We start from the raw sequence: 14933 nt of genomic DNA, 5'->3' as shown, positions 1-14933 counted from the left end.
TTTATAGTGCATTGACGATATAGTGGATAGGAGTCCAGCATGGCAGCAGATAACAATCTTATGACCCTAGGTCAGTACGGTCAGATATTGGATGACTATAAAAATACGTTGAACCAGCATATAGTGGCCATCTCTCCTGAATCTTGGCAGCCAATGTTGAGCAGTATTTTACCTGCGCACTGGCAAGAATGGTTACTGCCGCTCGCTGGCGGGCCCTTTTTTCTGCTGTTTTTAGCCGAGTGGTTTTATCAGTCCAAGCGTGGCAATGGCAAAAGCTTTAGCTGGCGCCGTGCGATGACCAATTTTAGTTTAGGCGGTTCTTACTTGGGTTTTGAGCTGATTATGCAAGCGCTCATCGTCTTACCTATTTGCTTGTGGTTATATCAATATCGCTTGTTTACTATTGAGGTGACCTTGCTGACCGCCATTCCGATATTCATCGCGGTTGAATTTAGCTATTACTGGTTTCACCGCGCTTCACATCGAGTCAATTGGTTTTGGTCAGCCCATGTCGTGCATCATTCTGATGACCATATGAACCTCTCTACCGCCATGCGCCAAAGCCTTTTGTATTCAGTCACCGGTTGGTGGGTATTCTTTGTACCGCTGATGATACTTGGCGTACATCCAGTATGGGTATTTTTCTTTTATGCGTTAGATCTGATTTACCAGTTTTTTATTCATACCGAAACAGTGGGCAAATTCCCAAAATGGGTTGAATATGTTTTTGACACGCCATCCAATCATCGCGCTCATCATGGTACCAATGGTGCGTACATTGATCAAAATTATGGTGGGGTACTCATTATTTTTGATCGATGGTTTGGGACGTATGTAGAGGAAGACGCGGTCAATAATCCGGTAAAATATGGTGCCGTTGGTGAAGACAGTCATGATCATATTATCGGCCTAATTTTTGGTGTGTTTTACCGGATGTGGCAACGGTTTTTTCGAGTCAAAGGCATTAAGAAAAAACTCAAAGTGCTGTTTTATCCGCCCAGTGCTGCCGCGTCTAAGACCCATTGACGATTGTGTATGAATACCGATACCGAACCTGATTTATTTACCATAAACAGCTACTATGTTTTTTATGCTTTTTGAACGTTACTCACTGATATAAGACGCTAGTATGAACCATGACAATAAACAAAATCGCGATGATAGCTATGACAATCGTGAGAATAATAAACCTGCGGGTCTCTTTGCCGACAAGGCTTATGAAACAGCGCCTATCATCAATGCTGAGTCAGCACCGCACCCACAAAACCCACAGAAATTAAGTGAAGAGCCTGACCCGAGTACTGTGCCTCTTAAGAAAACCATCGCGAGCGGTGAGTCACTAAAGCTGGCGGTCGTTGGTCACACCAACACAGGTAAAACCTCCATCCTGCGTACCCTATTACGAGACGTTTATTTTGGTGAAGTGAAAAATGAAGCGGCAACCACGCGGCATGTTGAGCGTGCCCAGCTAACCGACAGTCAAACCGGTGAAGTGCTGGTAACCTTATACGATACGCCTGGTTTAGAGGATGCCTCAGGGCTGATGGACTGGCTGGAAGAAAATACTGCCAGTCGCCGCGATGGTATCGAGCGCTTACAGCAGTTTTTGGCAGCAGATATCGCCCAAGCGTCAGATGATGGTGCGGCTTATGGTTACGACGCGCAAGGTTGTGATTATAGTCAAGAAGCCAAAGTGGTTCGGCAATTGCTGGCAAGTGATATGGCGATTTATGTCGTCGATGCCCGTGAGCCAGTGCTGGGTAAATACAAAGACGAGCTGGCGATTTTATCTTGGGCCGCCATTCCTGTTATGCCTGTATTTAACTTCACTGACAGCCAAGATGCCAATATTGATGACTGGCAAACCATGCTGGCAAGACGCAATCTGCACATCTCAACACGCTTTGATTCGGTGGCGTTTGAGTTTGAGGATGAAATGCGCTTATGGCAAAACCTCGCCACCATGCTCACTCACTCTGAGCGACTTGAGCAACTGATGGCGCGACGTGCTGAAAATTGGGCGCAACTGTATGATGAGGCCAATATTATCATTGCAGATTTTTTGTTGAATGTGGCCGCCTTTGTACGTGAGATTGGCGAAGATGACGATCCGATGCCTGTGTTGCAGCAAATGCAGGAAGCGGTGAGACAAAGCGAGCGTACCATGCAGCATAGCCTGCTCAATTTATACAAGTTTTATGACAATGCAGTAGCAGCGACCCCACTTGAATTGCAAGCGTATCAGCAAGATCCGTTTGATCCTGAACTTCTAAAAAGCTACGGCATTCGCACCACATCAGGTGCTGCTGCTGGTGCATTATTGGGATTGGGGATTGATGCTGCTGCATTGGGCACAACGCTAGGACTGGGCGCGGCAATCGGCGGTATCGCAGGCGGGTTATTGTCTAACACCAGCAGTATTGCCGACAAGATTACGGGCGTAAAACGCTTATACATCGATCCTGCAACACTGACATTGCTCGCCACGCGTGCGATAGACTTGCTCACTGCCCTACGCCATCGCGGACATGCCGCAACCGACGCGACACAGCTTTTATATAAAGGCGAGACAACCTTTGAGGCATCAGCTAACGATGATAGTACAGATGAAACAAGTCGCTCAATCACGCCATGGCCCACGCATAAATTGCCAAGTGAGTTAAAAAAAGCGCGTGGCAAACCGCAATGGTCCTCGCTTAGTAGTGGTAAATCAGAACAAGCACAGCTACTGCGATCAGATATGGCATGGTCATTGTCTGCAAAGTTACAATCTAATGAGCGCGCAAACTAGTGGTTAATAAGTTGCTCAAGGCGTCCGTACCGCGTACATCGGTTTGTTGTAGATAGATTGGATACAAGGGATATTTAGAAAAATTATTTTCGATATCTTGCATCAATTGCTGCTGACGATCAGCCCGATGACGCCAAAACGCATCAGATTGGGCTGGTGCTATGAGCTGATTGACGACGATTGCAGCTGGCGTGAGCTTACTCTCTTCCAGCTGTTCTATGGCTCGCGTGGTTTCAGCCAGTGGCAGCACATCAGCGGTCATAACCAGTACAATAGCGGTCTGCGTACGATCATGTAGCAGTACCCCTGCCTGTCGAAACAGCTGTTTGCGCTTTTCTAGCACAGAGACGGCTTGCTCCCAGCGGTCTTGTTTTTTTGGTGCAAATGGATTGGCAATCTCGTTTTTTTGCTGGAGGCTCTTTTGACCACTATTATCCAAATGTAGTGATACTGAGCGCAACTTGGATTGCCTGCGCTGCTGGGCAAGCAGTCCATCCGTCCACGCGCCCATCATCTCTGGTAATACCAGTAACCGCAGCGTATGTCCGGTCGGTGCTGTGTCAAAGATAATATGCTCATAATGTTCATCAGCTGCCGTGACCAAATGCTGACACATAGATTCAAGCATAGCCGCTTCTTGCGCGCCAGGTGCTGACTTTGACAAACGCAAATGTTCACGAATTTTTGGCATCATATCAGGATTGGCATAAGATTTTATCGTACGCTCAACTTGAGCGAAATGCGCGTCAACGATGACATCAGGATTGAGCTCAATGGCATCCAGATAAGGATTGATCGCAGTTTTTTCATTGGTTAATTGTACGTTCAGTACATCACCTAAACTGTGGGCAGGATCGGTTGAGACAATTAGTGTCTTTTGTTGTTGGCTGGCATAATAGCTGGCAAGTGCCGCAGCGGTGGTGGTTTTTCCCACACCGCCCTTTCCACCGATAAATATAATAGGCTTCGTTTTTAATTGTTCGACTAGAGTCGGTAGAGGTTGTAACGCCATACTCATTTCTCATTTTTATCAATTTACAACAGTTGTTGATGCAATTAACAGCAACCAACATGATCAAAAGGACATCTGTCCATACCCATGCGTGTATGCCATTCGTGGAAATTCTCTAAAAATAGTGGTTGCAGCTCCAAAGTATAAAAGCTGGCAGGATTATCAATCCCCAAACTCTCGGCAAACAGCAGCAGCATAAAAAAATCTTCTTCATCACGGACAGCGCGCGCCATCGTTTGGCGATAAGGGGCATGATAAAACTCATTGAGCCCAGCCACAAAGCGCTGCCACCATGGTTCTATATCTGCATAATCCTTTGGTGTATTTGTATTTTCCATAATTATCTGTTCTCTTGCATGTTTTTTACATTGACTTATCTTTAATCTATCATGCCTACACGATATAAAAAACGCCAGCAATTGCTGCTAGCGTTCTTTTGCTTCATTTACTATTTATAGAGTTTAGGTATCGCTTTTACCTTTGTGTATTGTCCATTCTTTGCGCAATACCGACAGACTCTCAAACGTCACCAAGATGGTTGCTATCAAAATAATGATATCCATAATGATGAGCAGCCAATTACCATCAGTGAAGAAAGTTTTGAGCTGAATGAGTAGTGCGAAGACCGTCATGACCAGTAAGAACGTCAATGGTGCCAAGGTATACCAGACAGGCTTGCCCTTACGTAATAAAATCACGGTGACAATCATTAGGGTCAATGCGGCCATTAATTGATTGGTTGTACCAAATAGTGGCCAAATAATCATACCGCCTGCACCATCGATACCACCTGCGCCAAACGCCAATAACAGACAGCTTCCGACTGCAAGTAACGTTGCGACAACCCCTTTGTTCAATGCTGGCAAGTTATAAAATTCTCCAAATTCTTGGAAAATATAACGCTGCAAACGTACCCCAGTGTCCATAGTAGTACCGGCAAATAGTGCTGCCATGACTGTCAGCATCGTTTGCGATAACACCAAGTCAATGCCAACCCCGGCATTTAGGATGGTAGCACCACCATCAATAAAGGCACCGATAGAACCATCGCCGAATTTTTGATAAACCGCTTGCCAATCAGCCAGTGTGGCAAAACCTGCCGTGGCAGCAAGTATGGCACCCAGCGCAAGCATACCCTCACCAAATGCACCAAAGTAACCAACGAACCGAGCATCTTCTTCTTTATCAATCTGCTTGGATGTAGTACCTGTTGCCACCAAGCCATGGAAGCCTGAAATAGCACCGCAGGCAATCGTCACAAACAATAATGGCATCAGTGACGGTGTCCCAACGGGTAATGCTGTGTTGATGGCTGGCGCGACAATGTCTGGCGTTGCAATAAAGATGGCTGCATATAATAAAATCAAACCAACAAATAACTGCAAGCCATTGATGTAATCGCGTGGTTGCAGCAGCATCCATACTGGCAATAAAGACGCAACTGCTGCATAACCAAATAGAATCAGAATCCATACGGCATTATCAGGCAAACCGAAAACAGTCTCAGGTAACACAATCGGGAACATTGGACCAAGATAAATAAGTCCGTATAGAGCCGTAACACCAATGATTGATACCCAAAGCAGATTCATCTTATAGCGATAGATGCACTGACCAATGATGAAGGCAACAACGAGTGCGCCCCACACAGGCAATACCGCTGAAGGCGTTTTTATCATCATATTAGCGATAGCAACACCAAATACGGCATTTACCATCAGTAGCAGTAAAAAAATGACAATCATCATCAAACTGCGCACACGTGTACCCATTACAGTACCAGCGATAGAACCAATCGATTGGCCTTTATTACGCATACTTGCCCAAATGGCTGACATATCGTGGACACCAGCCATAAAAATGGTGCCCAGTACTACCCAAATGATGGCTGGCACCCAGCCCCAGATCACAGCAATAGCAGGACCGATGATTGGTGCTGCCCCTGCTACTGAGGTAAAATGGTGACCCCATAATACGTATTTATTGGTGGGAACGTAATCTACGCCATCTTTCATCGTATGAGCTGGCGTGGGACGACTGTTGTCTAATGCCAAAATTTTAGTGGCGATAAACTTTGAATAAAACAAGTAGCCGCATAGCATAGCGGCAACGCCAAATAACAGTACAATAGCACTATTCATTTATCTCTCCCTAGATAAGTATTAGTTAGCCTTATAAGTTCAAGCTTTTTAAATTAGAATATAAAAAATATGCTAAATTAGTGTGCGGTGAATGGTTCGGCTCATCGGTTATTAGATAAATCGTAAAAATACCGCAATACTGGCTATATTCAACCAAGCCCTGCATTTTATAATTAAGGCACACAAGTAATTAGCATGTATTACGATGAGCCTTTGTTTGGTATTCTTTTTAAATAGTAACTGATTTGACCAAGAATGTAACGTTGGTAAGGCATTAAAAACAACAAATAAGGGAAGCATGATGGCATATTATTTTGGATTCGTACCTTCAGATAAATTAAAAGCATTAATCAGTGAGGCCGAACAAGTCGTTGCTTCAAATGAACAAGTAGATTACTACCCCTATCGTGATGCCCTTACTCATCAAACCGCGCGTGATTTGATTGACAATTTATTGGTAGGTTTGGTTGAGATTATTCCCAATCCTGAGCGTCAAGCTGCTATGCGCAAAATTGTCACTATGATTGAACGCTCAACCGATACCCTACTCAACATTTTACTGGGTAAAGAAAGCAATGAAGAAGTGATGCCAAGTTTTCACTTCTTAAGAGACAGAGCAACATTTATCGATAATGACGGCATAAAACGTGTGGGATTTAAGTTGTCTGATGTAGATGCCAAAACTGTTAATACAGGTTTCGCCGCTATCACACCTGAACACGTAGACGTGAAAGCATTTAAGACTGCGCTTGAAACGATGAATGAAGAAACGCTCACGCACTTTATCAGCCGTTATGCTGAGACTTTGAAACTGGGTATGATTAAGCGTAAGTCCGTGCCCGTTGCGAAAGCGGCTATTGATAAAGGTATGAACATGGCACTTAATAAACTTCTACCTGACTTACCAGATCGCTCTTTGAATCGTTTGGCAGACTACTACCGTCCTTTTATCATAGAAAAATCAGAATAACCGATAGGTCGTTTTTATTAGGACTGTAATGTTGGGCAAATTTACTAAAATTTGCTAAAATAGGCGGCACTTTTATCCAAGGCGCAAATCATGACCCAAATTAGTAATCAAGAAATAGAAAAAACCCTGCGTAATTCAGAGTGCCTTATTAGTAGTATCGAAGTTGCTGCTGCTTATGAGCGTCTTGCTGCTCAACTCAACCTACATTATGCGGGCTTAAACCCAATTGTAATGGTTGTAATGAATGGTGGACTTATCCCAGCTGGTCAATTATTGACTCATCTAACGTTCTACCATCGTATGCATTATATTCATGCATCGCGCTATCGCGACAACGAAGGCACTAGTGAACTCGATTGGAAATTCAAACCTGATGTCAGTATCGAAAACGAGCACGTATTGCTGATTGATGATATTTTTGATGAAGGTATTACTTTAAAAGCAGTCGTTGAAGAGCTGAGCAAAGAAAAACCTTTATCGATTGAATCTTGTGTCTTACTAAATAAAGAACACGATCGTAAAGTCGCAGATTTTGAGGTAGATTTTGTGGGTATCAATGTTGCAGACCGCTATGTTTATGGCTGTGGTATGGATTTTCATGGTTACTTGCGCCATTTGCCTGGCATCTATGCAATTAAAGAAGATAAAGTGTAACGCTTATATCTGAATTCTAAAAAAGCATCCAACTTGGATGCTTTTTTTGTTTTTTATCTTTGAGAGTGATTTATAAACTTACTTATACAGTGCTCTTATTTTTTCTATAGGCAATGCAGTTGTATCAGTGACTATGAAAAAATATTCTAACTGCCATTTTTGAGTCTTGATAGCCGTACTACTGGTTGGCGTATCCCAGCTAGGATATACTCTTATGCCCATTCTGCCATTTGTAGAATAAGTCTGAAAAATGTTATTTTTCAATAAAACGCTTTTTGGAAAAACGAACTGCCCAAATGTATAATTATCTTTGAATGTAGTGACTACCAGTAAATCTGGTGAACCATTATAATGAAAAGGTTGGTTGATACCTTTAGAATCTTTTTGCCAAAAAGTAACAAACTGCCCTATTTTTCTTGGTGTTTGTTTGGCCATTCTAAACCTAACAGTTTTAACATCTAATTTATTGAATAACTCAAATTTGCCAGCGGCATATTCTGAATTCTGCTTTTCTTCTTCAATTGAGGCTATAGTCCACTTATTAGCTTTATAAATTAGTTCATTGACATACTCTAGTGTCGTATGAAAGTTATTCATTTTAGGACCTACTTTTATCTTTGCACTTTAAAAAACCCTATTCAGTTTTAGAAAACTGTAATCCTAAACCAGTATGACGTTCAGTAGGTGTCTGAATTGCTTTTTCAAACGCGTATTTTGTACTATAGATGGTCACTTGTTTTTTAGCTCGTGTCACCGCTGTATAAATAAGCTCTTTGCTGAGCAGTCTGGCATGACTATTGTCAAAAGTAATAGCAACATGATCAAACTCAGATCCCTGTGACTTATGAATGGTCATCCCATATGCGGTCGCAATCACTTCTTCATTCAGTAGATTAACAGCGATACCTTGTGCTTTATTCTCAAAAAATACTTCTAATCGACTTCTCTCATCTCCTGTCTGCAAACAAAAACCAATATCGCCATTAAACAATCCTAACTCATAGTTATTTTGTAAAACCATAACAGGGCGACCATGGAACCATGTATTCTGACCCAGTGGTAGCTTTAGCTCTGTAAGGTGCCATTGTGTAAGGTAATTATTGATATAGTGATCACCCCATTCGCCATTATGACCCGCGCTCAAAACTCTAAATTGATTAAATACCTCTATCAGTTCTGTAACTGTAGTATTTACTGATTCTGGTATGGATTTTCTTATTGGATTTTTTAGTAGATTTTTAATCTTGGCTATGTAAGGATGGTAATTTTCTGTTATTTTTGAAATGATCTTATTTTTGCTTAGGCTATTTTTTATCTTATCGTCATTACTCTCATCTATTTGCAGGGTGTTTACGTATTGGAAGCTCAATGCGTCATCTTGTTTTAATAACTGCCAAATTTTTTGAGTGTCTACCTCTGCTTGATTGATTTGATGTGAAAGTTTACCAATACCTGATTCTGCGCTAAAACGGCGGCTTTCGAGTAGCTCAGCATGAATGGATTGTAATATTGGAATACGACACAAATCAGCCAGTACTGCGCCTGCATCCACCGCCGCCAACTGGTTGGCATCTCCTAGCAATATCAGTCTTGCACCCGGCTTTACGGCACTGACAAGATAATTGGCCAATTCAACACCAAGCATGGATGCTTCATCGACAATGATAATATCCTCACCCAGTGGATTGGTAGCATCATAACGTGGTCTACCCGTTCGACCGATTCCTAGCAAACGATGGATGGTTTTGGCCTCTTGTAATTGCATTTTCACTTCTGATGCATCTAGAGCCGCTTGCAAAGACTCTTGCATTCGCTGTGCTGCTTTACCTGTCGGCGCTGCGAGCGCCAAGCTTGCGCTATCAGTACTGAATTTAATGCTCTCTTGTTGTTCATCCCTACTCTCTGTGGCTTGTTGTAACGCAATCACTAGCTGGGCGACCGTATAGGTTTTTCCTGTACCTGGACCTCCAGTAATAATACTGAATGCGTTATTATTGGCCACATTGATGGCTTTTATTTGTTGCTCGTTCAGGTTTTTGGGTATGGATAACGCTAGAGGTGTTATGGGTTGTTCTAAAATAGTACTGATGTGTTTTGCTAAGTTGAACTCCGCTTGCCAAGAGCGATGCAGCCAAAAAGTGATGGATACTGCTGATGTTTTTTCATGCTCAATTTTTTTATAAATAATGGGTTTATTTTTGCTTAGGCTATTTTGTTTTGTGATGTCAGCGCCCACGTCTGCGAATAAAGTATGCTGAGTGACCAAGTCCATGAAAAAATCTAAATCTGTATTTTTTAGTAGTCGATATAAGCTGGCAATCGTAGTAAAGCGCTTGTTTAGCATCTTTTTTTCAGGATTACTTAGGGCAAGCTGCACCCAAAGCTGACTTTCCTTGGTAAATAAAGTATCTAGCAAGGTAAATAGTGATATTTCAGCTGTCGAATCCTCTTCCATTTGTGTACTGATTTGGGTGTCTATCAGGGCAAAGATTGGCGTTGCGAGCATTGCTAACAACGCTTTTTGCCACCCATATAGCGCAACGACTTCGTGATTGATCTGGCCTTGCAACGGTACTTCATCCTCAGCTTCCTCAATAGTTAGTACTGTGTGCCCCTCTTCTAAATGGGTCGCTAACATCACAAAAAAAGCAGTGAATAGCATACAGTCTTCTGTTTTATCGAATTGATTGCTATCAGTATTTGCTTTTGAATCTGTTGCACTATACGCTAAATGCGTTTGCTGACGGCGTAATAGAATGTAGTCACTGAGGTTACTGGCCCAGCTTTCTTGTACCCCAATCGTGGCCTTGCTATTATTGTTATTACTCATTGTCTATTTATCTCTATGTTGATCTGTTTAATCGGTATAACCTTTTTGATGGCTGACTTGTATAGCTAATTTGTATTTAGAACTCACGAATCAGGCATGCCAAACAATGTGTCTAATTCTTTAATAAAATCGATTGGAATATCCCAAGTCACTAGCCCATAGCTGTTATGGTGTGACGCGCTAGTATCAGACTCATCAGTATGAGGGAACGCATTATCGACCGCATCGGAATGTGAGCTGTATACGCCACGTAAAAATACATACTCCACAGGGCCCAGATATTTCTCTTCATTACCTGCATAGTCCTGAATTCTTATGGAAAGAAACCGATGCAATGCTACTTGATAAATGGCTGCTTGCAGCCAGTACCCTGCTTTGGACATGGCGTGCTTGAGCGTATTTTCATCATAACTGCTTAGGCTATTTCCTAAAAAGTTACTCTTATAATCCACTACGTAATACTTGCCTGCATGCTCGTACACTAGGTCAATTTCACCGCGCAGATAACGATATAAATGCATTTTATTTTGTGGAACCAGATTGACGTGTTTGTCTGTGTCATCAGGCAGATATTGTTGAAACAGCTTGTTGATATCCTGTGCTTTAAACCGCTCTGACAAACCCATATTAAACGACAATTCAGCAAACCGCTGATTGGCGCTAAGAGAACATAAGGGTTGATTGGATGCCAATAGCGGTGCTTGTATCACTTCTTCAATCCAATCAATCAATGCGTCATGCTTTGTCGTATCTATCGAGTCAGGTTCAATGAGGCCACCTGCTCCGCCCTCTTGGCCTTGTAGCTTGCGACTTTGCTGGTCGGCACTGCTATAAACCAGCGGCAACTGATAGCTACTAACGGCTCTATCAATCACCCCAGACCACTGCGGTTTATTGATGAAATCAATTTTTTCAAATATCTCATGCAAAAATGTACCCGCATTAGCGCCTTTCACAAAGGTAAAACGGATATCGTCCTCTAACTTAAGACCTAACTCGTCAGCTTTGTTAAGAGCCGCATTACTATCAAGTGATGGCTCAATCGAGTCGTTTGTCATATCAATATCTATCGCATCATCAATGCGCTCATCGACCACCGCCATTGCTTGTGTAGATTCATCCAATTGACGGGCCAATGCTGTAAAACTCGTCTTAGCCCAGCCATAAAAGTAGTTGGTTTTCATGATGTCTGAAAAAGCATCGTACTCAATAGTCTCTGTCATGGGTTTGGTCGTAGTAAGCTGAGCTGCATAATTCAAACTTGCTGAGTTAGCACTATTACCATTATGGAACTCATTGACTTTGTGACCCCTGATCATGCCTATCGTGCCTTTTAGCCTATCAGGCAATTCAAATTTTGCTTCTGGAGAAGCAAACCAATAAAACACAGGTTTTAAATCAAACCCTGTTTTATTACTAGGGTCTTGCAATACCACATAAAGCTGTTCGCTAGCGCGAGTAAATGCCACATAACCAAGCCTACGCAGCTCATCAAAACCTTCATTTGTCTCGATGTCAGTGTAGTAATTGTCGGTGGTGGCAGAGCCTTGTAGTGGTGAGAAGCGCCGCTGATTACCTATTAATTGGTTTTGTAGAGATTGCTGGACTAACGCGGATGGGGCTTGCTCGGCATTATATAAATACAATCCATAATTTTCTTTATTACCTGACTTTCTGCTGGCATCACCCATACCCAGTACATAGACAATAGGGAACTCAAGTCCTTTTGACTTATGAATGGTCATAAGCTGCACGCCAGACTCTGTCGGTAGTGGATACTGCTTGGCCCAATCACTATTGGGCGCGGCATCTATGTGCTGCCTAAACCAAGCCAATAATTCATGCTCGCCCATGCCTGTACCGTACTGCGCCAACACATCCATTAAATGGCGCAAATCCATGATATGCCGATCCCCATCAGCGTGGGCCGCCAAAGATTGCCAAACGCCTTGTGGCTGCACGGGGCTTTTGTCCAATAAGTAATGTAGCGCCGACAATATGCCAAAATGCTGCCAACGCTGCGCCCCTTCTTTTAGGTAGGTAATAAAGTCTTGATAGCTTTTTTTGTTCTCAGTCGTTGGCGTATTTTTTGAATGAGCACGTGTTGTACTATCGGCCTCAACCATACCTGACTCATGGTCTGTCATCATCGCTTTAACGTCTTTGATGCTTAGATCATAAAGATGACTGGTCAACACCCGATTGATCATGTCATGTCGATACGGATACAGCATGGCGCTAAGCAGTGCTGCCACGTCTTCCACCATGATAGTCTCAAAAATACTGACATCACTGGTGGTCAAAGTTGGCACGCCCAGCTTTACCAATTCGTCCTCAACCCGTTTTAAATCTTTTTTGGCACGTGCCAGCACGCCAATATCACTAGGCTGAATGGCCTTGCCTTTTAGTGTTTGGCCGCTACTGAGCAAAGTAGCAATATGACGCGCAGTGATTTCATGCTCATCGTATTCAAGCTCGACGTCTTTACCACTAGGCAAATGCAATACGCTCACTGGCTGAGCAGAGAGTACCTCAGTCACCAAATCGCTGTTTATCATGTCTTGATGACTAAACCAAGACAGCTGATTTTCAGGTCGTGATGCTTTGATATATTGGTAATAAATACCGCCACCCAGCTGCGACAATTTATTATTATCAGTTGTTTCGGTTGGCATACCAAACCAGCAGTTTAGTGCGTGAATCACACCAGCATTTGAGCGGCGATTGGTATCGAGTGTCCAACGACTGCTGGTACCAAACTGGGCTTTCATATAGTTGTAGTTGGCCACATCACCACCACGAAACCCATAAATAGCCTGTTTTGGGTCACCCACCAATAACAAAAACTCACGATTAGTTTTATTAGAACCTGACGGTTTGTCTTTTCCCTCTTGTGTTCGCTTGTTTTTTGGCAAGTAAATGCTTTCAATCATAATGGCTTGCTCACCATTAATGTCTTGCGACTCGTCAATTAACGCCACTGGATAATGATGACGAATGTAACGTGCCAGCTTATTTCCTTGTCGTCCTGTCAGTGCTTGGTTTAGACGTACCATTTGTAGACTGAACGTTGTTTCCCCTCGCTCTTCTAAAATCACTGGCAGCCTATCACGTACGGCAAGCACAATATGACGGTTGAGGTTGGCCAAAACAGTGTTTATGTATTCATCCAGCTTTTTACTTTGTTCAATGTATCGTTTGAAATCACGAACGACTTGCAACTCGTTAAATATTAAGTTCACTCTTTCGCCATCTTTTGGCTTATAGAATTGCTTACCTATATCGTCCGTTTTCTGAAAAGCTTCAACTAATTTACTGGTTTTCTTATTTTTATCAGATATAAACTTATAAGCAGCTGGACCAAACTCCTGCAAGTTTTGAACGATTTTTGACCAAAAATCTCGGTTATTGAGTAGCTGTCCTTTCGGAACTTCATAATATTCACCGTCAGGCTTAAAGAAAATATCAAGCTCATCGCTGTGCTCAAGAATAGTATTTATAAGCCGCTCGTAACCCTCAAACGAAAAATCACTTACCACAATCTCATCAATCGGCGCAGAAATAAAATTAAGCGAACGAGACACAAACTTTTTATGGTCGCTCACTGCTGTCAAATTGCCTTGCTGATCCATTAATGCATATAGCTTAGGCTGCTCATGATACAAACGGCTTTGAAACTGGCGCAGCTCATCATGAATGATGCTGTCGGTTACTTGCTCAATACTGCTGTCTTCAATAATCGCCATGCCTTGCTGATGACCCGTCTCGCTGCTGTATTCGGTCAACCATTTTTGCGCCAAACTATCCAGTGTGCCCACAAACAGCTTATCCAATGTCGTTAATACCAGCGCGGTACGGCGCAGCGCCTCAGCCATCGGATAGCTGTATACATGATCTAATAAATAACTCACTAAATGTAAGTTGATAGGATCTTGCATGATGTCATCTAAGCGCACGTATTTGGCTTGCTCTATCAACCAATTGTCACGCGCTTTTTTTGCCTGTGTGCGCTTCTCTTTAGCCGCCTGCTGATCTTGCTCAATATCTTGATTGAACGCATCAATGTCTGTCTGAGCGTTTGAATCGATACTTGTGTCATTATCTGCTGGTTTATTCTCATTACTGTCAGGCATTATCTGCAATATAGCGGGATATAACATAGTTATGTTATTAGCATCGGCACTTAAATTATTAACCCACTGCAATAATTGATAAAAATCTACCAAACGATCATGAATACGCTGACGCATCTCCGCCGCAGCAGCGCGCGTAAAGGTCGTGGCAATGATTTGCTCTGGTGCACGCCGTGCTTCAATCAGGAGACGCAGCACAATACCAGTTAGCGTCCACGTCTTGCCAGTCCCTGCTGAGGCTTCGATAAGATGCTTACCCGTTAACTCAACGGCCACTGCTGGTGTCACATCTGCTTTAGGCTCAGCCATCGCAGTCAAATCATCACATTCACTTGAATACTCATCAAATAAATGCGGTTGCGTAGAGATATCAGTTGTGTCACTAAAGTCTGTCATATAGGC

Annotated in this window: 10 protein-coding genes; 4 read left to right on the top strand and 6 right to left on the bottom strand. The window is 42.8% G+C overall.

What is annotated here, in order from left to right; genetic code table 11:
* Window positions 1-39: 39 nt before the first annotated feature.
* Together FW759_RS00665 and FW759_RS00660 are read left to right on the top strand one after the other, a co-directional pair.
* Window positions 40-1026, top strand: coding sequence for a sterol desaturase family protein (locus FW759_RS00665; protein ID WP_446441886.1), 987 nt, complete (start codon window positions 40-42; stop codon window positions 1024-1026).
* 103 nt (window positions 1027-1129) lie between these two features.
* On the top strand, window positions 1130-2791 hold the full coding sequence (locus tag FW759_RS00660; RefSeq protein ID WP_446441885.1) for a DUF3482 domain-containing protein: 1662 nt from the start codon (window positions 1130-1132) through the stop codon (window positions 2789-2791).
* On the opposite strand, the gene FW759_RS00655 is transcribed toward FW759_RS00660, so the two are convergent.
* From FW759_RS00655 to FW759_RS00645, 3 genes are all read right to left on the bottom strand, one after another.
* Complete coding sequence (locus tag FW759_RS00655) at window positions 2772-3803, bottom strand: ArsA family ATPase (protein WP_446441884.1); 1032 nt, start codon at window positions 3801-3803, stop codon at window positions 2772-2774. The genes FW759_RS00660 and FW759_RS00655 overlap by 20 nt on opposite strands.
* A 44-nt stretch (window positions 3804-3847) precedes the next feature.
* Window positions 3848-4141 carry a cory-CC-star protein gene (locus tag FW759_RS00650; RefSeq protein WP_446441883.1) on the bottom strand — a complete coding sequence of 98 codons (294 nt, stop codon included), beginning with the start codon at window positions 4139-4141 and terminating at the stop codon, window positions 3848-3850.
* 123 nt (window positions 4142-4264) lie between these two features.
* Window positions 4265-5944 carry a carbon starvation CstA family protein gene (locus tag FW759_RS00645; protein WP_446441882.1) on the bottom strand — a complete coding sequence of 560 codons (1680 nt, stop codon included), beginning with the start codon at window positions 5942-5944 and terminating at the stop codon, window positions 4265-4267.
* Between the two features lie 301 nt (window positions 5945-6245).
* Here FW759_RS00645 and FW759_RS00640 point away from each other — a divergent pair, with 301 nt between their 5' ends.
* Together FW759_RS00640 and FW759_RS00635 are read left to right on the top strand one after the other, a co-directional pair.
* Entirely contained in the window at window positions 6246-6914 is a 669-nt protein-coding gene (locus tag FW759_RS00640; protein ID WP_446441881.1) for a hypothetical protein, read from the top strand.
* A 90-nt stretch (window positions 6915-7004) separates the two neighbouring features.
* Entirely contained in the window at window positions 7005-7568 is a 564-nt protein-coding gene (locus FW759_RS00635; protein WP_062844549.1) for a hypoxanthine-guanine phosphoribosyltransferase, read from the top strand.
* A 78-nt stretch (window positions 7569-7646) separates the two neighbouring features.
* Here FW759_RS00635 and FW759_RS00630 read toward each other — a convergent pair whose 3' ends face one another.
* The 3 genes from FW759_RS00630 to FW759_RS00620 all read right to left on the bottom strand — a co-directional run bounded on the left by FW759_RS00630 (window position 7647) and on the right by FW759_RS00620 (window position 14927).
* On the bottom strand, window positions 7647-8165 hold the full coding sequence (locus tag FW759_RS00630) for a MepB family protein (RefSeq protein WP_446441880.1): 519 nt from the start codon (window positions 8163-8165) through the stop codon (window positions 7647-7649).
* Between the two features lie 37 nt (window positions 8166-8202).
* Complete coding sequence (recD, locus tag FW759_RS00625) at window positions 8203-10398, bottom strand: exodeoxyribonuclease V subunit alpha (protein ID WP_446441879.1); 2196 nt, start codon at window positions 10396-10398, stop codon at window positions 8203-8205.
* A gap of 83 nt (window positions 10399-10481) precedes the next feature.
* Window positions 10482-14927 carry a UvrD-helicase domain-containing protein gene (locus FW759_RS00620; protein WP_446441878.1) on the bottom strand — a complete coding sequence of 1482 codons (4446 nt, stop codon included), beginning with the start codon at window positions 14925-14927 and terminating at the stop codon, window positions 10482-10484.
* Window positions 14928-14933: the final 6 nt, after the last annotated feature.

This window comes from Psychrobacter sp. 1176_08 (genome assembly GCF_052850615.1).
Note: the sequence above shows the minus strand (reverse complement) of the source record. Positions and strands in the feature narration are given on the sequence as shown.